Here is a 19155-nt window from a genome sequence, read left to right on the forward strand (position 1 = left end):
CCCAGCACCGTCCGCGCCGTGATGCAGGTGCCGCGCACCGTCGGGCAGGCTAACTTGGGGGCGTGAGCCCCGATCTGCCCACCACCCTCGCCCGTCTGGACGCGTGGCTGGCCGAACACGTTCCCGCCATCCACGCCACCCTGCGCCCCGGCGCGCCGGACGCCGAACTGGACGCGCTCGAAACCCTCACCCGCCTGGAACTGCCCGAATCCTTCCGCACCCTCTACCGCTGGCACGACGGGCAGGAGCGCGCGGGGGCAGGCTTCGCGCTGGGGCTGGAGTTCCTGCCGCTGGAGGGCGTGGGGCGCGAGTGGGAGACGTGGCAGAAGATTGGGGAGGATCAGGCGGGGGCGAACGACGAGACGCCCTACGGGTCGTACGCGCCGGGAGCCGTCCAGGCCGCCTACACGACGCCCGGCTGGCTCGGCTTTCTCGTGGACGGCGGCGGAAATTCCGTTGGGCTGGATTTCAACCCCGGCCCCAGGGGGACGGTCGGGCAGGTCATCACCTTCGGGCGCGATGAGGTGAAAAAACGGGTGTTGGCCGCCTCCCTGGAGGGGTTCCTGGGTCAGTACCTGGACCGGCTGGAGTCCGGGAAAGCCACGGTCAAGGCGCTGCGAGGGTTCGGCGGCGAGAGGTGGGCGGTCGAGCTGGACAACGGGCGCGTCTCCTGGTCAGGCCTGTTTGCCCTGTATCCCGGCTTCGGCCCACGCTGGGAGCAGGAGCAGCACAAGCGGAAGCGAAGGCGTTGAACCTCCCGGGACATTTCCCTCCCCGGCCTTTCGTGAAAACGGAGAGTGGTCGAGGTGCCAAGGCAAATGTGGTTCCCGCCCGGTACCGCACGGATTAGGTTGCTGGGATGACCTCCGACCTTCCCGCCGTTCTCGCCCGCCTCGACGCCTGGCTGGCCGCGCATGTCCCGGCCATTCACGCCACCCTGCGCCCCGGTGCTTCAGACACAGAGTTGGACGCCCTGGAACCTCTCGTGGGGCAGAAGCTGCCGGAGTCGTTCCGAACCCTCTACCGCTGGCACGACGGGGAGCAATTAGTTGTCAGAGGCGTGTTCAGCCTCGCTTTCCTTCCGCTCGCTCAGATCCAGTTCGATTGGGAAACGTGGCAGGACATTGGGAAGAATTTTCCGGAGATGAATCAAGAGATCAATTCGGCGTCCCACCCTACGGGTTCCATTCGTGAGGCCTACACGACTCCGGGCTGGTTGGGTTTTCTGTCAGACCTGAGTGGGAACTCAGTAGGACTCGACTTTAACCCCGGTCCAGCGGGCAAACTTGGGCAAGTCATCACCTTTGGACGAGACCAAGAGTACAAGTACGTGCTGGCCGAGAGCTTGGAAGCCTTTCTCCGGGAGTACCTAACCCGACTGGAGGCTGGGCAAGTGCAGATCGTGAACCGGGAAGCTGAATCGTTTCTGTACCTGCTCGACGCGGACGGGAGGAGTTCGGAAAGTCACCGCCAGCTCACCGACCTCTACCCCGGCTTCGGTGCCGCCCCCGCCCGCCGATCCCGCTGATTTCCGTCCCAGGGACACTTCCCTCCCCCCGCCCGGCGTATCCTGCCCCTCATGAAGTGGTTGCGCGACCCCCAGCTCGTCCCCATCGCACAGAAGGTGGAGGCGGGTGAACGCCTGACCTTCGCCGAGGGCCTGAGCCTGTACCACACCCGCGACCTCAGCGCCCTGATGCGCCTGGCGAACCTGCAAAAGGAGCGGCTGCACGGCGACAAGGTGTATTTCGTCCACTCCATGCGCCTGGAGTTCACCAACATCTGCTACGTGGGCTGCACCTTCTGCGCCTTCGCCGCCCGCAAGGGCGAGGAGCGGGCGTGGGACTACTCGCCGGACGACGTGGTGGAGCAGGTCCGGCGCCGTTACCTCCCCGGCATCACCGAGCTGCACATGAGCAGCGGGCACCATCCCAACCACCCGTGGGAGTATTACCCGCAGATGGTGCACAGGCTCCGCGAGGCCTTCCCCGAGCTTCAGGTCAAGGCGTTCACCGCCGCCGAGATCGAGCACCTTTCCAAGATCAGCAAGAAGCCCACCCTGGAGGTTCTGCGCGAGTTGCAGGCGGCGGGGTTGAGCGCGATGCCGGGGGGCGGCGCGGAAATCTTCGCCGACCGGGTGCGGCGGCAGGTGGCGAAGAACAAGGTGAAGGCCGAGAAGTGGCTCCAGATTCACCGCGAGGCGCACTCGCTGGGGATGCGGACGAACGCGACCATGCTCTACGGCCACATCGAGACGCTGGAGGAGCGGCTGGATCACATGCACCGCCTGCGCGACCTTCAGGACGAGACGGGCGGCTTCCACGCCTTCATCCCCCTCGCCTTCCAGCCGCTCGGGAACACGCTGGCGCAGAACCTCGGCAAGACGGACTTCACGACCGGGCTGGACGACCTGCGAAACCTCGCCGTCGCCCGGCTCTACCTCGACAACTTCCCGCACGTCAAGGGCTACTGGGTGATGATCGGCTCCGAACTCACCCAGGTCAGCCTCGACTGGGGCGTCTCCGACATCGACGGCACCATTCAGGAGGAGCACATCGCGCACGCGGCGGGGGCGACCTCCCCGATGGCGCTCTCCCAGGCGGGCATGGTGAAGATGATCCGGCGGGCCGGACGCCTTCCCGTGCTGCGCGACGCCTACTACAACGAACTCGAAGTCTTCCCGCCCACCCCTGCGGAGGCGGCGGACTGAGCCCCCTTGACGACGTGTTGAGCCTCGACGACGCCTGGAACGCGGCGTATCACCGCAAGGACGCGGCGGCTCTGGCGAGGGTGCTCGCCGACGACTGGCTGGCCTTCTTTCCAGACGGGCGGGTGGTCTTCAGGGCCGAGTTGCTCGCCCAGATGCCGCGTAACCCCGACGCAGCCCTGATGTTCGAGCGCCACGCGGCCCGCGTGTTCGGCGACGCGGCGGTCACGCGCGGCACCCTGTACGCGAACGGCGAGCGGGTGCAGAGCTTCCTGCGGGTGTACGCGCGGCGGGAAGGCGAGTGGCGGGCGGTGAGCGTGCAGGTGGTGCCGTGAAGTCGTCACCCGGGGTCGGGCTCCTCAGTCTCACCGGAGGGGAAGGTGTCCTATGAAGATCAGCGCCCGTGTGCAAAGCAGCGAAGGCCAGCACCACGTCACGCTGCGGACCGGCGACCACAGCCACGCCCTGACCATTGCACCCCGGCCCACCGGATTCGGCTCCAGCGCGAACGGCGGAGAACTGCTGTTTCTGGCGCTGGCGACCTGCTACTGCAACGACGTGTACCGCGAGGCGGCCAAACGGGGGCTGCGGGTTCGGCGGGTGGACGTCGAGGTCGAGGGCGAGTTCGGAGCCGAGGGCGAACCGGCCCGGAACGTGACCTACCACGTCCGGGTGGCGGCCGACGCGAGTGAGGTAGAACTCCGGGCGCTCCTGAGCCACACCGACCGGGTGGCCGAGATTCAGAACACGCTCAGGACCGGAGTGCCCGTGACCCTGGGCACTGTCGAGGTGGTGGACGTGTGAAGAGCAAGTGGTGGAGCGTGAGCGTGCAGGTGGTGCCGTGACCTACACGCGAGAGGACTTGATTCGCTCTTACCTGGATGCAGAGCGGTACAAGTCAGCGGAAGGTGTGTTGGCTGAAGACACCCAAGGGTTTACGGCAAGCCTCCAACGAGCCTTTCAAGTGTCTCTCAATTCTCTGGAGAATAAAAACTTTTCTGACCCTCTTTGGCCCCTGGCCCTCGTGTTTCAACAAGGCGTTGGAGCCATCCAGGCACAGGAAAGCGGAATTCTCGAAGGAGGTCTTTTGCTCAGTAAGCTAGAGACACTTGGGACAGGAGGACAGAGGGTGCTAGAGCAGTACATCTCTCTGGGACAGGCAAGGTACGAGGTCACGCAACAAGCATTGAGCTTGCTTACGGCTGTCGTTGAGGCAGTTTGGCCGGATGCCCCGAAAACCGTGACCTCTGAAGACTTACTTCGCCTTGGCTTCGACGATTCGCAGCGCCCCGATCCCGTGGATTATTGGTAACCCGTATGACCTACCGCGCAGGCTGGATTCACTACACCAACGTCGCCCCCATCCTCGATTCGCTCGTGCTGCCGCCGGGCGTGACGGCGGTGACGGGCGTGCCGACCGAGATGAACGCGGCGCTCCTGGAGGGGCGGGTGGACATCGCCAACATCAGCGCGGTGGAGTTCATCCGGCACGCGGACCGGCTGGAGGCGCTGCCCGACTTCTCCGTGGCGGTGCTGGGGCCGGTGTACTCGGTGAACCTCTTCCACACGGTGCCCCTCGAACGGCTGCGGCGGGTGGCGCTGACCCGGCAGAGCGCGATGAGCGTGGCGCTGCTGGAGGTGCTGCTGGCGGCCCGGGGCCTGAGCCCCACCCTGGAGCGGGCGGAGGGGGAGGCCGAGGACCTGCTCGCCTCGGGGTACGACGGGGTACTGCGGATCGGGGACAGCGCCCTGCGCGAGTGGTACCGGGTGGTGGGGCCGCTGACCCCGGAGACGACGATGACCACCCTGCCCCACACGGCGCGCGGCATCACGGTGACCGACCTCGCCGAGGAGTGGTTTCGCCTCACCGGGCACCCCTTCGTGTTCGCGGTGTGGGCGTACCGCCGTGAAGCGCCGCCCCCCGCCACCCTCGTCCAGGCGATGCGGGAGGCGCGGCGGGAGGGCATCGGCCACCTCGCGGACGTGGCGCGGCGGCACGCCCAGAAACTGGGGCTGCCGGAGCGGGTGGTGCAGCACTACCTGTGGAACTTCCGCTATCACTTAGAGGCGCCCGACCGCCTGGGCCTGCACGAATTCGCCGCCCAGGCCGTCCCCGGACACGCGCCGCTGCGTTTCGGCCCGAGGCCGGGCACGCCCACCCCTTCTGGAGCCGCGCCTTAACCCGGGGGGTCAGGCGACGCTCACCCGGGGTCCGTAGCGTGGCGCCATGACGGACGTTCTCTGGGGGCTGGGCGGCATGGCCGTGCTGCTGGGGCTGGCGCTGGCGCTCAGCGCGGACCGCCGGGCGGTGAACTGGCGGACGGTGGGGCTGGCGCTGGCCCTGCAAGTCGCCTTCGCCCTGATGGTGCTGCGCTGGCCGCTGAGGCGTCAGGCGCTCGACACGGTGTCGGGGGGCGTGCAGGCGGTGGTGAACAACGCCCAGCAGGGGATCAACTTCGTGTTCGGGAACCTGACGAACGGGGCCCTGACGGGGGTGGGCTTCGTCTTCGCCTTCAACGTGCTGCCGATCATCGTGTTCTTCAGCGCATTGATCGCCGTGCTCTACCACCTCGGGGTGATGCAGGCGGTCGTGCGGGTGCTCGGCGGCGGGCTGAGCCGTCTGCTGGGCACCCGCCGGGGAGAGAGCCTCTCGGCCACCGCGAACATCTTCGTGGGGCAGACCGAGGCGCCCCTGGTCGTGCGGCCCTTCATCGGGCGCATGACCCGCTCGGAACTGTTCGCGGTCATGGTGGGCGGGCTCGCCAGCGTGGCGGGGAGCGTTCTCGTGGGCTACTCGCTGCTGGGGGTGCGGCTCGACTACCTGATCGCGGCGTCGTTCATGGCGGCCCCGGCGGGCCTGTTGATGGCGAAGCTGATCCTGCCCGAGCGCGACACCCCGCAGGACTACAAGGGCGAGGTCCCCGAGGACCCGGAGGGAAGGCCCGTCAACGTGATCGACGCGGCGGCACGCGGGGCGGGCGACGGGCTGCGGCTGGCCCTGAACGTCGGCGCCATGCTGATCGCCTTTATCGGCCTGATCGCGCTGCTCAACGCCCTCTTCGGCTGGGTGGGCGGGCTCTTCGGGGCGCCGGGGCTGAGCCTCCAGGGCCTGCTGGGGTGGGTCTTCGCGCCGCTCGCCTTCGTGATGGGCGTCCCGTGGGAGAGTGCGCCGACGGCGGGGAGCTTCATCGGACAGAAGCTCGTCACGAACGAGTTCGTGGCCTTCGTCGAGTTTGCCGGGAGGCTGCGGGCCGGGGGCGTCTCGCCCAAGGTCGAGGCGATCATCACCTTCGCCCTGTGCGGCTTCGCCAACCTGTCGAGCCTCGCCATCCTGCTCGGCGGCCTGGGGGGCATCGCGCCCTCACGCCGCGCCGACATCGCCGCGCTCGGCCTGCGGGCGGTCGCGGCGGGCACGCTGGCGAACCTCCTGAGCGGCACCCTGGCGGGAATGCTGGTGGGTTGAGGGCCGGACACGACACGTCCTGTCGTCTTTGGCGGGTACGCTGGAGCCATGACCAAGGTGCTGGCCGGGAAACTGGCGGCGGTGGGGGCGAACGGCCGCGTCAACGACGTGCTGTGCGCGCCCCTCTCCGTCCTCTACGACGACATGCGGGAGGACCTGGCGCGGGCGACGGGCGGAACGACGCTGGAGACGGCGATCAACGCGAAGGGGACGGGCAACCTTTCCCACCCCGGCGCCGCGCCGTTCGTCCCCCACAGGCTGATCCACGACGCGCACCACCGGGGGCAGGCGCTCCCCGCCCTCAAGGTGGGCGGCTTCCCCCTCTCCTGCGGACTCGTAGAGCTGCTCCGCAGAGCTGTTCCAGTCCCCGGCGAGGACGCGCTGTGGGGGCCGCTGCGTGGCGAGTGACGTGCCCGGCGAGGGGACGGAGGCGAACTTCCGGCAGCAGGTCCTGGCCCTCGTGGCGCGGATTCCGCCGGGACGGGTGATGACCTACGGGCAACTCGCGCTCCTGGCGGGGAGGCCTGGGCCGGGCGGGGCGCGGCTGGCGGGCTTTGTCATGGGCAGCCTCGCGGGAAAGGTGCAGACGGGCGAGGAGGCCCTCCCCTGGCAGCGGGTGATCAACGCCCAGGGCCGCGTGAGCACCCACAAGCTGGGGTTCGGCGACGTGCAGGAGCGGCTGCTGGAGGCCGAGGGGGTGACCTTCGACGAGGCCGGACGCTGCGACCTCGCCCGGTTGCAGTGGTGGCCGGAGGAGGAGGGCCGGGACGCGCCCCCGGACGCCCTGCTCTGACCCGGGAGAGCCTCTGTCCCCTCGTGCGCGCGGCAGACGCCCTGCACGGTTGGCGTGACCCCGCGCCGGGCAGGTGCGGCTCCCGCGATCACTGGTCGGCCCGGGGCCCGCGGAGGGGGTCCGGCCCACCCTGCTCGCGGCGACCGGGAACCCCATGTGGCGGCTGCGGCGGCTGGCACGGGACCCGGGGGCGGAGGATGCGCTGCGGCCCCTGCCTCACGACCCGCGGTGGCGCGTGCGCGAGGCCGCCCGCCGAGCCCCGCAGGCCCGCCACGGAGGCGGCGCCCGACCTGGTGAAGGCCGTGCAGTTGGGCCCGGCCCGCACGTGATCGCGGCGGGGGACCGGCTGCGCGCGCCCATCTCCCTGGAGGTTTGGTGAGCATCGGAACTCCGCGGGAGAGAAACGTCCCCGGAGGCGCGGCGTATCCTGATCAGCATGAAGCGAACGAGGACGAACCGTTGGGTGGCGGGCGACGTGATGTCGTGGGCGCTGGGCGTGACGCTCGGCCTGATCCTGGGGGTGGCGATGCTCATCATCCTGCCGCGCCTCGGGCAGGCGCAGGGCGAGGCGGCCCCCTCCGCCGAGGGCACCATCGCCGCCCCCGCGGGCGAGACGGCGGGCGAGGCGGGCACCGAGGGGGGCGGCGGCACGGGGAGCGCCCAGGGCACCGGGACCGCGGGCGGTGGAGCCGGGACCGCGCAGGGGACGCAGGGCGGCGAGGGCGCCACCCCCGGCGGAACCGGGCAGGCCGCACAGGGCGAGGGGGGCGGCGCGGCAGCCACCCAGGGCGGCGAGCAGGGCGCCGCGAACGGCGCGTCGGGCACGGCGGCGACCGGGGGCGGGGGTGCTCAGGGCGCCGAGGCCGGGGAAGTGGGCGACCAGGGCACGGCCCCCAACGGCACCCCCGAGGGCACGGCGGGGCAGGCGTCGGGCAACCGGACGCCCGGGGCCACGGGCGCGGCGGGCGAGAGCGACACCGAGTCCAGCGGCACCCCCGACACCCGCTCGGTCGCCGAGCAGACCGGCACGGGCGCCACGGTGGCCCCGACGGGCGACTCGGGCTCGGACGTGGCGCGCGCCGAGGGCACGGCGGACGACGTGAACTCCTTCGCCCCCACCCAGGGCGCGGGCCTGACCGACCCCGGCGAGGTCGTGGACAGCAATCCAGCCACCACCGGCGAGGGCGGCCTGGAGAACAACCCCGCCGAGGTCGGCGGCACCCCCGAGTCCACACCCGCGCAAAACGGCGGCAACTGAGCCCCCTCTCCAACGCGCCGCCTCGCCGAATCGGCTGGGCGGCGTTTCCTTGCCCCTCCTCTTGCACGTTCACCGTGGGGACGCCCGACCGGGCCGGATGTGGGGGAGGGGCAGGGACGGCAATAAAAAAGCCGCCTCTCGGGCGGTGATGAGGAAAAGATAGCGCGGGATGCAGGGGTTGTCAAGTTATGCACGCGGGGTTTGTGGAGCGGGCGAGGGGGTGGACTCCAGCCGTCCCTCGCCGACGCCCGAACAAGACGGACAGGACATTTCGGCGAGGCTTAGACGCCTGACCTGCCCACCCCGTCGGCCACAGGCCACCCTCCAGGTCGGTCCCCCTCACCCCTCCCGCACGAAGTCCGGCGCCCGCTTCTCCTTGAAGGCGCGCACGCCCTCCTCGTGTTCCCAGTGGTCCCCGGCGAGCTGCTGAAGTTCGGCCTCCCGGTCGAGCGCCTCCTCCAGGGTGCTCGTCACGGCAAAGTTGAGCGCCTGCTTGGTGAGTCCCAGGGCGTTGGCGGGCCGCGCCGCCAGCCGCTCGGCATAGGCCTGCACCTCGTCGGCAAAGGTCTCGTCGGGGTAGACGTGCTCACACAGGCCCAGCCGCAGCCCGTCCTCCGCTCCCACGCGCCCCGCGAGGGCCATCAGCTCGAAGGCGCGGTGGGGACCGACGAGACGCGGCAGGAACCACGTGCTCCCCGAATCCGGCACGAGGGCGATGTTGGAAAAGACCTCGATCAGGCTCGCCGACCCCGCCCAGAGCCGAATATCGCCGGAGAGCGCCAGGCTCGCCCCCGCCCCCGCCGCCACGCCGTTCACGGCGGTGATGACGGGCTTGCTCAGCCCCCGGATGGTGCGGATCAGGGGGTTGTAGGTCGCCCGCAGGTGCTCGGTGAAGGTCATGTCGCGCCCCGACACGTCGCCCAAATCCTGCCCGGCGCAAAAGCCCCGCCCCGCCCCCGTGATCACCACGACGCGCACGGCAGGATCGGCGCCTGCGATCTTCAGCTCCTCGGTCAGGGTGAGGAGCAGGGTGTCGTTCGCCGCGTTGAGGCGGTCCGGACGGTTGAGGGTGAGGGTGCGCACACCCGCGCGGGTCTGGGCGAGGATCACAGGTTGGGCCGTCATGGGGGCCAGCCTACCCGAGAAGCCTCCCCCCTTCGCTACACTCGCCCCCATGACCGAACCGCCCGCCTCCCCCGCCCCCGCCCCCGTCGTCCTCGCGCTCGACGTGAGCAAGAGCCGCATCGGGTTCGCGGTGAGCGCCGGGCGGCTGGCCTTCGGGCGGGGCAGCGTGGACCGGAGGCGGCTGCCCCTCGACCTCAAGGCGGTGCGGCTCAAGGTCGAGGAGACGGGCGCGGGGACGCTCCTGCTCGGCCTGCCGCTGCGCACGGACGGGGCGCACAGCCCCTCGGCGGACCGGGTGCGCGCCTTCGGCAGAATCCTGGCCGAGCAGGGCTACCGGGTCGAGTACCAGGACGAACGCTTCACCACCCGCCGCGCCCGCGCGCTGGGCGCCTCCGACGAGGACGAGGCGGCGGCGGTGCAGATTCTGGAACTGTACCTGATGGGCCAGGACCGGGAGCACCCACCGGAGTGACGCGGGCCGGGTACGCTGGGGCATGGGTCACCACTCGGGGAGGCGGGCGTGGTTGCGGCGGTTCCTGGCGTGGGTGGGGAACTCCCCCGGCCGTATCCCGCCGTGCCCACGACGACGAGGAGGGGGACGACGGCCCCGGGGTGACCGTCCCGGCGGGGCCGCCCCGGGAGCGGGACCCGGTGGCGGGCCGGGGTTGATTGGACTCGGTTCAGCCTGCCGCTAGAATGCCGCCCGTACGGAAGGCAGGACTTCGGCGCCCGCGCCCAGAGCGGACGGCGCCGTTTCTCGGAGGTCAGGTATGCAAGGCAACATGATGGACGTTCCGCTCACGGTCCCCTTCCTGCTGGAGCGGGCGCGCACGATCTTCGCCGGGCGGGAGGTCGTGAGCCTGCTGCCGGGCGGGCGCGACGAGGCGGGCCAGCCCATCCCGCGCAAGCACCGCACGACCTACGGCGAGGTCGCCGACCGGGCGCTGCGGCTCGCGGCGGGGTTGCAGGGGCTCGGCCTGCAACCGGGCGACCGGGTGGCGACCCTGGCCGTGAACTCCTACCGCCACCTGGAGGCGTACCTGGGCGTGCCGAGCGGCGGCTTCGTGATCCACACGGTCAACATCCGCCTGCACGCCGAGCAGATCGCCTGGATTCTGGGCCACGCGGAAGACCGGGTGCTGATCGTCGAGAACGTCTTCGCGGGGTTGATCCCGGCCCTGCGCGCCGCGTGCCCGAAGATCGAGCACGTGTTCGTGCTGGGGCCGACGCCCGATCCCGTGGAGGGCGCCGAGGACTACGACGCCTGGGTGATGGGACAAGAACCGTTGAGCCGGTATCCCCAGATCAGCGAAACGGACGCGGCGGGGATGTGCTACACCAGCGGCACGACCGGGAATCCCAAGGGCGTGGTGTACACCCACCGCTCGACCATCCTGCACTCGCTCGCCTCCGCGCCCAAGGACATGCTGAACGTGGGCGAGAGCGACACGGTGCTGCCCATCGTGCCCATGTTCCACGTCAACGCCTGGGGCCTGCCGTACACCTGCGCGATGTACGGGTCCAAGCAGGTCTTCGCCGGGGTCTTCAGCGACGGGCGCAACGTGGCGGGGCTGTTGCAAGACGAGGAGGTCACGATCACGGCGGGCGTGCCGACGATCTGGATGGGCCTCCTCGCCGAACTCGACCGCGCGAAGGCCGAGGGCCACCCCTACGACCTGCACCGCCTGGAGCGGCTGGTGGTGGGCGGCAGCGCGGCGCCCGAGAGCCTGATCCGCGCCTTCGAGGACCGCCACGACCTCTCGCTCGCCCACGCCTGGGGCATGACCGAGACGCACCCGCTGGGCACCGCGAGCAAGGTCCCCGCCGGGATGGACGAGCGCAGCGACGAGGGCTACGCCCTGCGCGCCAAGCAGGGCCGACCGGCGCCCCTCGTGTTCCTCGACATCCTGAGCGAGGACGGCGAGCGCCTTCCCCACGACGGCAAGACGATGGGGCGCCTCGTCGCGCGCGGGCCCTGGATCGCCTCGGGGTACTTCAAGGGCGAGGGCGGGGGCAACTTCTTCGAGATGGATGGCGAACTGTGGTTCGACACCGGGGACATCGCCACGCTCGACGAACGGGGCTTCATGCACATCCAGGACCGGGCCAAGGACCTGATCAAGTCGGGCGGCGAGTGGATCAGCTCGGTGGACTTGGAGAACGCGATCATGGCCCACCCCGCCGTCGCCCAGTGCGCGGTAATCGCCATGGACGACCCCAAGTGGGACGAGCGGCCCCTGGCGGTCGTGGTCACGCGCCCCGGCATGTCGGTCACCCACGAGGAGATCGTGGGCTTCCTCGCCCCGAAGTTCGCCAAGTGGTGGCTTCCCGACGCGACCGCCGTCGCCGAGAGCATCCCCATCGGCGCGACGGGCAAGTTCCTCAAGCGCGAATTGCGCGAGCAGTACCGGGGCTACGGGAACGCGCAGAAGCCGGGCGGGCCAAGCACCGGGGACTGAGCGGCACGCCCGACACCATGCCGAGGGCCGGGGCGTCATCCCGTGAGGGGGGTGACGCCCCGGCCCTTTGCCGCGCCCCCCGGCGAAGGCTGGCCGGGGGCGGGCGCTCTCCCCCTACAATCCCCCCTATGGCCGTTTCCGTGCAGGGCACCCGCGTCACCTTCACCCCCCCGCCCGGCGCCGTGGGCTTGGTCGGCGACTTCACCGACTGGCGCAAGAAACCCGCCCTGCCCGTGGTGGACGGTGGGCCGATGACCCTGACGCTCCCGCGCGGGGCCTGGGTCGAGTACGCCTGGCTCGACGCGGCGGGCGAACCCTTCGCCGACCCCGACAACCCCCAGCGGTCCCTGAACCCCTGGTGGCCCTACCCCCGCGCCGTGGTCGTCGGCGAGTACGCCCGTCATCCCCTCTGGCAAGGACCCGACGCGGTGCACCAGGGCACCACCCACCGCCTGAGCTGGCCCGGCACCGTCTTCCCCGGCACCCGCCGCGCCATCGTCCACACGCCGCACGGACATGATCCGAGTGTCCCCACCCCCGTGTACTACGTGCAGGACGGGGTGGCCTTCTACCGCACGGGACGGCTGGGCGAGGTGATGGACCGGGCGGTGGAGCGGGGGCTGGCGTCAGGGGCCGTCCTCGTCTTCGTGGAGCCGGGGGACCGCAGCGAGGAGTATTACCTCAATGGCCGTTACCTGGACTTCCTGCAAGGCGAGGTCTTCCCGCGCGTGGAGGGCGAGTACGCCACCGTCTCCGAGCGGGGGCTGTGGGGCGCGAGCCTGGGCGGGCTGATCTCCCTGTACCTGGGCAGCGCACACCCCGACCTCTTCCGGCGGGTGGTGAGCCACTCGGGGGCCTTGATCGCCCGGCCCGGCGCAACGTACGCGGACGGCGTGATCGACACGACCACGGCGGGCGAGTGGCTGCGGGAGCGGCTGGAGGCGGAGTTGCCCCGCCACCTGCGGCTCAGTCTGGACACGGGCACCCTGGAGTGGCTGACCGGGCCGAACCGCCGCATGGCCGCCCTCCTCGCCGACGCCGGGATCGAGCACCAGTACCGGGAGTATCCCGGCGGCCACAACTGGGTGACGTGGCGGGGGGCGTTGCCGGAGGCGTTCCTGTTCATGCAGGGGGGGTGAGGGGACGCCGACTCACCCGCTCACCCCCCTCCACACGTCACAATCTCCCGCATATGCGCTCACCTCTCTTACTGGCGCTGCTCCTCGCGGGCGGCGCGGAGGCCCTCACGATGACGTACCCCAACTCCACCACCGTCCTCCACGAGCGCGCGGGCGACTGGGCCACGGCCGAGCGGCGCGGGGTGGAGGTCCGCGGCGACCTCCTCACCCTCGCTCCCGGCGCGGCCACGGGCACGCTGACGGGGGCGCCGCTGGGGGTCGCCCCCTTCGACGAACTCGTGCCGTCGTGGAACGCGGTGACGCCGGGCGGGGGCAGCGTGAGCGTCGAGGTGCGGGCGCAGACGGGGAGCGGGTGGAGCCGCTGGTTTTCCTTCGGCACCTGGAGCAGCGCTGAAGGGCGCACCAGCCTGAACGGGCAGAGGGACGGCGCGGGGCAGGTGCTGACGGACACCCTGCGGCTGGCGGCCAGGGCGGGCGCCTACCAGTACCGGGTGACCTTGCGGGGGGCGGGGACGGGGGTGCGCCTCCTCGCCTTCAACACGAGTGACCGCGCGAAACGGGCGGCGGGGCTGGGACAGCCGGGCGACCGCCGCGCCTGGGGCAAGGTGAACGACGTGCCCCGGCGCTCGCAGATGCTCTACGAAGGCGGCGGCGAGGTGTGGTGCAGCCCGACGAGCGTCTCGATGATCCTCGCCGGGCACGGGGTAAACGTCACGGTGCCCCAGGCCGCGAAGGGCACCTACGACCGCGCCTACGAGGGCACCGGCAACTGGCCCTTCAACACCGCCTACGCGGGGGCGCTGGGCCTGCGCGCCTTCGTCACCCGACTGCCCAGCCTCGCGGAGGCCGAGCGGTACACGGCGGCGGGGATGCCGCTGGCGGTCAGCCTGGGGTGGAAGAAGGGCGAGTTGCCCGGCGCGCCCCTGAGCTACAGCGACGGGCACCTGATGGTCCTGGTGGGCTTCGACCCGGCGGGGAACCCGGTGCTCAACGACCCCGCCGCCCCCACCGACGCGGGCGTGCGCCGGACCTACCCGCGCGCGGCCTTCGAGCGGCTGTGGCTCACCCACAGCGGGGGGCTGGGGTACGTGATCGCGCCGCCCGGGGCGCCGTTGCCCTGATCCCATGAACTTCCCTACCACCTGCCCCGAGTGTGCGCGCGAGGTGCCCGCCGAGTTCGCGGACAGCCTGATCCACGACCTGACGTGTCCGGCCTGCAAGGCGCGCTACGTCGTCTTCGTCCGTAAGCAGAAGTTCGAGGTGCTCTTCGACCTGGGCACCCGGGCCTTGCTGGAGGGCTACGCGCGGGAGGCGGTGGCCTCTTTCGCGGCGGCGCTCGAACGTTTTTTCGAGTTCTACGTCCGGGCGTACGCGCTGGAGCGGGCGGCGGACGCGGCGCTGGACTTCGAGGACGCCCTCTCGGCCCTCGACGGCACCTGGCGCCACGTGGCGAGCCAGTCCGAGCGGCAACTGGGGATGGTCGCCCTCGCCTACCTGCTGCGCGAGGGCCGTTCACCCGACTTCCTGACGCCGGGGGCGCTCGGCAGCGATTTCCGCAACCGGGTGATCCACCGGGGCGCCCTGCCGCGCCGCGAGGAGGTCGAGGCGTACGCGGCGCGGGTCTTCGGGCTGATCGACCGCCTGCTCACCGAACTCGGGCCGGGCGCGGCCCAGGTCGAACTCGCCCAGGAGCGGGCCTTCGCGGCGCACCTCGCCACGGTGCCGGAGGGGGTGGTAGCCGTGTTCGAGGAGCATCCCGGCATGTTCCGGGCGCGGCGCTTCGCGGGGCCGGAGGCGGCGGTCAAGGGCACGCCTGACAAGGCCCCCACCCCGCCCCTCAACGACGCCCAGGCCTTCGCGTGGGCCCTGGCCGAGCGGGGCGCGGGGCCGGGCCCCCTCAAACGGCGGTAGCCGCCGGGGCACGGTTACACTGCGTCATGAGGGCAGCGGAGGCAGGCGGGGAACGGGCGGGGCGGGAGCGGCTGGTGCGCGTGGCGCGCGGGCTGGAGGAGGGCGACCTCCTCGCGCGCGGGGCACAGGTGGTGCAGCCCGCGACGGGCGAGGTGTTCGGGGCGGACGTGCTCGTCGCGGAGGGGAGGGTCGCCGCCCTCGTGGGCACGGGCGCGGGCGCGCGGGCGGCGCGGACGGTGGAGGCGCGGGGGGCCTTCCTCGCGCCGGGTTTCATGGACGCGCACGTCCACATCGAGTCGAGCCTGCTGACGCCCGCCCGCTTCGCCGGGGCGGTGCTGCCGCGCGGCACGACGGCGGTGGTCGCCGAGCCGCACGAGGTCGTGAACGTGCTGGGGGCGCCCGGCCTCGCCTGGATGCTGGAGGCGGGGAGAACGTCCGGCCTGCGCGTCTTCGCCTCGGTGCCGTCGTGCGTGCCCGCCAGCGGGTTCGAGCGGGGTGGGGCGCGGATGGACGCGGCGGAGGTCGCCTCGGCCCTGCGCCTCCCCGGCGTCCTGGGCCTCGCCGAGCTGATGAACTACCCCGGCGTGCTGGGCGGCGACCCCCACGTCTGGGACGTGCTCGACGCGGGCCGGGGCGGGCGGGTGGACGGCCACGCGGCGGGTGTCGGTGGGCGCGACCTGATGGCCTACGCGGCGGCGGGCGTCCACTCCGACCACGAGGCGACCACCCCGGACGAGGCCCGCGAGCGGCTGCGTGCCGGGCTGTGGCTGATGGTCCGCGAGGGCTCGGCGGCCCGGAACCTGGAGGCCCTCCTCCCCGTCCTGCGGGAGCGACCCCGCCGCGCCATGCTCGTCAGCGACGACGTGAGCGTGGACGAACTGCTGGAGCTGGGGCACCTCGACCGCCTGCTGCGTGCCTGCGTGGCGGGCGGCCTGCACCCCGCCGACGCGGTGGCGCTCGTGACCTGCAATCCCGCCGAATACTGGGGGCTGCGCGACCTCGGACTCGTCGCGCCCGGCTATCACGCCGACTTCGTGCTGTTGCGCGACCTTCAGGGCTTCGAGGTGCTGGAGACGTTCGTGGGCGGGCGGGAGGCGCGGGCCGGGGGCGTGACCCCACCCCTGGCCGACGGCGGGGTGGACCTGGGGCCGGGGTGGGACCGGGCGACCTTCGAGGTGCCGGAACACTGGCCCGTCATGGAGGTGCACCCCAGCCAGATCACGACCGGGGTGGGGGCGCCGGGCAGCGGGGACGCACGGCTCGTCGTCGCCGACCGCTACGGGCGGGAAGAGCACGCGGCGTGCTGGACCTCCGGGACCGGGATGACGGGCGGGGCGCTGGGGGTGAGCGTGCTGCACGACGCCCACAATGTCGCGGTGCTGGGGGGCACGGACGCGGACGTGCGGGCGGCGGGCCGGGCATTAGAGGCGATGGGCGGCGGCGTGGTCGTGGTGGCGGGGGGCGAGGTGCGCGCTCATCTCCCCCTCCCCTTCGCGGGGCTGATGAGCGACCTGCCCCCGCGCGAGGCCGCCGCCGGGCTGGCGGGGGTGACGGCGGCGGCCCGCGCGCTGGGCTGTACCCTCCCCTACCCCGTCACCACCCTGAGCTTCCTGGGCCTGAGCGTGATCCCGGCCCTCAAGCTCACCCCGCGCGGCCTGCTCGACGTGGGGGCGTGGCGGCTCCTCCCGCGCGAGGCGAAATCGAGCCCCGACGCCCCCAGCGCCCGGCTCGAACGGGCGGGGGGATGAGGGAGGTCCGGCCGCCCAGCTCAAGAAACGTTTCCCCTCCTCGCACCGATCCCTCCCGCCCGTCCTGAAGACTGCCCCCTATGCCGACCCATCAGCAGATCGTCGTGAACGGGGTGCGCCTGCATTACGTCGAGGCGGGCGACCCCCAGGGCCCGCTCGTCGTGCTCCTCCACGGCTTCCCCGAGTTCTGGCGGTCGTGGGAGGGGCAGATCGGGCCGCTCGCCCGCGCGGGCTTCCGGGTGGTTGTCCCAGACCTGCGGGGGTACAACCTCAGCGAGAAGCCGCCGGGCGTGGACGCCTACCGGGTGGGCACCTTGCAGGAGGACGTGGCGGCCCTGATCCGCGCTCTCGGATACGAGCAGGCGCGGGTGGTCGGGCACGACTGGGGCGGCATCGTCGCCTGGGCGCTGGCGATCCGGCAGCCTTCGGTCGTGGAGCGGCTGGTGATCCTGAACGCGCCGCATCCGGCCCGGGCGCGGCAGGTGGCCCGCAGGCCCGCGCAGTGGCGGCGGTCGTGGTACATCTTCTTCTTCCAGCTTCCCTGGCTGCCCGAGCGTTTCCTGCACCGCTTCGGCGCGTGGGCGCTGCACGGCACGAATCCGAACGCCTACACGGACGAGGACCGGCGCCTGTACCGCGAGGCGTGGGACCAGCCGGGTGCCGCGACGGGCATGATCAACTACTACCGGGCGCTGCGGCGCTCCCAGCGGGTCCGTCGGGAGAGCGCGCCCGGGGGGCAGATGCGGGTGCCGACGCTGGTGATCTGGGGCCAGCGCGACGTGGCCCTCCTCCCCGAACACGCGGACGGGCTGGAGCGCTGGGTGCCGGACCTGCGGGTGGTGCGCCTGCCCCGCGCGAGCCACTGGGTCATGCGGGACGAGCCGGTGCGGGTGAACAACCTCCTGACCGAGTTCCTGTCGGCGTCACCGGAAGAGTTGAGGCGCCCCCTGCCGGGATTCGCCCTCCGCTCTTCCGCAGGTTGAAAACGGCAACGGGCTACAGCATCACCGGCAGGTGACGCCGTTGCCGCTCCCGTTCCTATTCGGCGGCCCGCCCCTCGCCCACCGCGATCTCCCCGCGCGCACAGGCCCGCCCGGCTTCCACGGTCCGGTGGTCCAGCCCGTCGAGGTTCATCTTTCCTCCGGTCGCGGTGCCCCCCGCCTGCCCTCCATGCCATGCTGCCCCCATGACGCAGATCACGGTCGAGGGGTACGGGGTTATCGAAGGGAGCGAGGGCGAGAGGCTGGTCCTCGCGCTGGAGCGGGGCGGGGTGGACATCCTCCACCGCTGCGGGGGGCAGGCGCGCTGCACGACCTGCCGGGTGAGCTTTTCGGGGGGCGAGCCCACGGTCATGACGGTCGCCGAGCGCGACAAGCTCGCGGAAAAGGGGCTGCTGGGCGCGGCCCGCCTCTCCTGCCAGATCGAGTGCCACGGGGACATGGACCTCACGCCCCTCCAGACGGCGCGGTCGAGCGGCCTGGAACCCGGCAAGGCCCCCGCCGAGCACATCGAGCCCGAGCCGCAGTGGGTCCCGCGTGAGGCGCAGGCCTGAGCCTCACGCCGAGCCCGTGCCCGGCGGGCCGTGACCGCTTCCTCCCCCGCCCTGGGCCTCTCCGCCACCCCCGCCCCCGAGGGGATCGGTCGTGGCGGGGGTCCAGGCGTCGCACCCGCAGCGGGGGCAGGGGGGCAGGGACCCGCTCGGCGTGAGGAGCGTGCCGCAGTTCGTGCAGGCGACCTCACCCACGTGGGGCTCACCCGCCGGAAGGCGCCGGGGCGGTTCGAGGTCCCACGGCGGCACGACCGGGAGGCCCGCCGGGGCGCCCTCCGAGCGCATGAAGACGGAGAGGTTGCCGTCTTGCTCGAAATACACGCGCTGCACCTCCCCGAGCTGGCGCACCCCCTGGGCCCGCAACCGCTCGAAGAGGTCCTCGCGGCTCAGCCCGGCGTGGTCGAGCGCCGCCCGGCCGATCACCCCGTCGCGCACGAGTTCGACCGGCGTGCCCTCCACAAAGGTCTCGACCCGCTCGCTGCGGATCACGAGGTGCGCGAGCAGCCGCTGGAACCCCACCACGAGCGCGAGCACCAGCATCGCGTGGAGCAGCGGCACCTCCGGGTAGAACATGGGGTCCCCCGCCGCCGACCCCAGCGCGATCACGATGGCGAGTTCGAGGGGGCTGAGCTGCGCCAGCCCGCGCTTGCCCGTCACCCGCAGCAGGAAGACCAGCCACAGGAAGATCACCCCGGTGCGGAAGACGATCTCCAGCAAAAAGAGCGGCGGCACGTCCCCCAGGAACATCCGCCCCAGGTCGAAGGGGACGATCTCCGTGCCGCCCCCGGCGCTCACGCCCCCTCCCTGCCCGGCGGCGCGTCCTCCGGCGTCAGGCCCAGCCCCGCCAGGACCCGCTCCCGCTCCCAGCCGATCAGCGAGGAGAGTTCGGCGAGGGTGGCCCCGAAGTCGGGCGTGCCCGGGGTCAGTTCACGCAGCCGCGCCCACAGGGTATTGCGGCGTTCCAGAAAGTCACGGGGAGGCATGAGAGGAGTCTAAGTGCCCG

22 protein-coding genes are annotated in these 19155 nt (G+C 71.7%); 19 read left to right on the forward strand and 3 right to left on the reverse strand.

What is annotated here, in order from left to right; genetic code table 11:
* Nucleotides 1-62: 62 nt before the first annotated feature.
* The 11 genes from IC605_RS08445 (at nucleotide 63) to IC605_RS08495 (ending at nucleotide 8221) form a co-directional block, all read left to right on the forward strand.
* The gene (locus tag IC605_RS08445) at nucleotides 63-752 is read left to right on the forward strand and encodes an SMI1/KNR4 family protein (RefSeq protein ID WP_216321685.1); all 690 of its coding nucleotides are present in this window, start codon (nucleotides 63-65) and stop codon (nucleotides 750-752) included.
* A 107-nt stretch (nucleotides 753-859) separates the two neighbouring features.
* A complete protein-coding gene (locus IC605_RS08450; RefSeq protein ID WP_216321688.1) occupies nucleotides 860-1528 on the forward strand; it encodes an SMI1/KNR4 family protein in 669 nt (222 codons plus the stop codon).
* 51 nt (nucleotides 1529-1579) lie between these two features.
* A complete protein-coding gene (gene mqnE / locus IC605_RS08455; protein ID WP_216321692.1) occupies nucleotides 1580-2710 on the forward strand; it encodes an aminofutalosine synthase MqnE in 1131 nt (376 codons plus the stop codon).
* A 14-nt stretch (nucleotides 2711-2724) separates the two neighbouring features.
* Nucleotides 2725-3042, forward strand: a complete 318-nt coding sequence (locus IC605_RS08460) for a nuclear transport factor 2 family protein (protein ID WP_216321695.1) — start codon at nucleotides 2725-2727, stop codon at nucleotides 3040-3042.
* A 52-nt stretch (nucleotides 3043-3094) separates the two neighbouring features.
* On the forward strand, nucleotides 3095-3511 hold the full coding sequence (locus IC605_RS08465) for an OsmC family protein (RefSeq protein ID WP_216321698.1): 417 nt from the start codon (nucleotides 3095-3097) through the stop codon (nucleotides 3509-3511).
* A 37-nt stretch (nucleotides 3512-3548) separates the two neighbouring features.
* Nucleotides 3549-4019, forward strand: a complete 471-nt coding sequence (locus IC605_RS08470; RefSeq protein ID WP_216321701.1) for a hypothetical protein — start codon at nucleotides 3549-3551, stop codon at nucleotides 4017-4019.
* A gap of 5 nt (nucleotides 4020-4024) precedes the next feature.
* Entirely contained in the window at nucleotides 4025-4888 is an 864-nt protein-coding gene (locus tag IC605_RS08475) for a menaquinone biosynthetic enzyme MqnA/MqnD family protein (RefSeq protein ID WP_216321704.1), read from the forward strand.
* 46 nt (nucleotides 4889-4934) lie between these two features.
* Entirely contained in the window at nucleotides 4935-6170 is a 1236-nt protein-coding gene (locus IC605_RS08480) for a NupC/NupG family nucleoside CNT transporter (RefSeq protein ID WP_216321706.1), read from the forward strand.
* Nucleotides 6171-6218: 48 nt separating this feature from the next.
* Complete coding sequence (locus tag IC605_RS08485) at nucleotides 6219-6578, forward strand: hypothetical protein (RefSeq protein WP_216321708.1); 360 nt, start codon at nucleotides 6219-6221, stop codon at nucleotides 6576-6578.
* Nucleotides 6568-6963 (forward strand): MGMT family protein, encoded by a 396-nt coding sequence (locus tag IC605_RS08490; protein WP_343216547.1) that lies wholly within the window; start codon nucleotides 6568-6570, stop codon nucleotides 6961-6963. The genes IC605_RS08485 and IC605_RS08490 overlap by 11 nt, the downstream gene beginning before the upstream one ends.
* A 436-nt stretch (nucleotides 6964-7399) precedes the next feature.
* Nucleotides 7400-8221 carry a hypothetical protein gene (locus IC605_RS08495; protein ID WP_216321710.1) on the forward strand — a complete coding sequence of 274 codons (822 nt, stop codon included), beginning with the start codon at nucleotides 7400-7402 and terminating at the stop codon, nucleotides 8219-8221.
* Between the two features lie 339 nt (nucleotides 8222-8560).
* Here the strand turns inward: IC605_RS08495 and IC605_RS08500 are convergent, their stop codons facing one another.
* A complete protein-coding gene (locus tag IC605_RS08500; RefSeq protein ID WP_216321712.1) occupies nucleotides 8561-9346 on the reverse strand; it encodes an enoyl-CoA hydratase-related protein in 786 nt (261 codons plus the stop codon).
* A gap of 49 nt (nucleotides 9347-9395) precedes the next feature.
* On the opposite strand from IC605_RS08500, the gene IC605_RS08505 reads away from it, so the two are divergent.
* The 8 genes from IC605_RS08505 (at nucleotide 9396) to IC605_RS08540 (ending at nucleotide 18155) form a co-directional block, all read left to right on the forward strand.
* On the forward strand, nucleotides 9396-9818 hold the full coding sequence (locus tag IC605_RS08505) for a RuvX/YqgF family protein (RefSeq protein WP_216321714.1): 423 nt from the start codon (nucleotides 9396-9398) through the stop codon (nucleotides 9816-9818).
* A 298-nt stretch (nucleotides 9819-10116) separates the two neighbouring features.
* Nucleotides 10117-11805, forward strand: a complete 1689-nt coding sequence (locus IC605_RS08510) for a long-chain fatty acid--CoA ligase (protein WP_216321715.1) — start codon at nucleotides 10117-10119, stop codon at nucleotides 11803-11805.
* A 128-nt stretch (nucleotides 11806-11933) separates the two neighbouring features.
* On the forward strand, nucleotides 11934-12944 hold the full coding sequence (locus tag IC605_RS08515) for an alpha/beta hydrolase (protein ID WP_216321718.1): 1011 nt from the start codon (nucleotides 11934-11936) through the stop codon (nucleotides 12942-12944).
* A 53-nt stretch (nucleotides 12945-12997) separates the two neighbouring features.
* Nucleotides 12998-14065, forward strand: a complete 1068-nt coding sequence (locus IC605_RS08520) for a peptidase C39 family protein (RefSeq protein WP_216321722.1) — start codon at nucleotides 12998-13000, stop codon at nucleotides 14063-14065.
* Nucleotides 14066-14069: 4 nt separating this feature from the next.
* Nucleotides 14070-14855 (forward strand): hypothetical protein, encoded by a 786-nt coding sequence (locus tag IC605_RS08525; protein WP_216321725.1) that lies wholly within the window; start codon nucleotides 14070-14072, stop codon nucleotides 14853-14855.
* Between the two features lie 26 nt (nucleotides 14856-14881).
* Entirely contained in the window at nucleotides 14882-16603 is a 1722-nt protein-coding gene (locus IC605_RS08530; RefSeq protein WP_216321728.1) for an adenine deaminase, read from the forward strand.
* 80 nt (nucleotides 16604-16683) lie between these two features.
* The gene (locus tag IC605_RS08535) at nucleotides 16684-17586 is read left to right on the forward strand and encodes an alpha/beta fold hydrolase (RefSeq protein ID WP_216321731.1); all 903 of its coding nucleotides are present in this window, start codon (nucleotides 16684-16686) and stop codon (nucleotides 17584-17586) included.
* Nucleotides 17587-17789: 203 nt separating this feature from the next.
* Nucleotides 17790-18155, forward strand: coding sequence for a 2Fe-2S iron-sulfur cluster-binding protein (locus IC605_RS08540; protein WP_216321734.1), 366 nt, complete (start codon nucleotides 17790-17792; stop codon nucleotides 18153-18155).
* A 3-nt stretch (nucleotides 18156-18158) separates the two neighbouring features.
* Here IC605_RS08540 and IC605_RS08545 read toward each other — a convergent pair whose 3' ends face one another.
* Complete coding sequence (locus IC605_RS08545; RefSeq protein WP_343216548.1) at nucleotides 18159-18947, reverse strand: YetF domain-containing protein; 789 nt, start codon at nucleotides 18945-18947, stop codon at nucleotides 18159-18161.
* On the reverse strand, nucleotides 18944-19135 hold the full coding sequence (locus tag IC605_RS08550) for a hypothetical protein (RefSeq protein ID WP_216321739.1): 192 nt from the start codon (nucleotides 19133-19135) through the stop codon (nucleotides 18944-18946). Before IC605_RS08550 ends, IC605_RS08545 begins: the two co-directional genes overlap by 4 nt.
* Nucleotides 19136-19155 lie beyond the last annotated feature (20 nt).

The organism is Deinococcus aestuarii, assembly GCF_018863415.1.
Classification (GTDB): Bacteria; Deinococcota; Deinococci; order Deinococcales; family Deinococcaceae; genus Deinococcus; species Deinococcus aestuarii.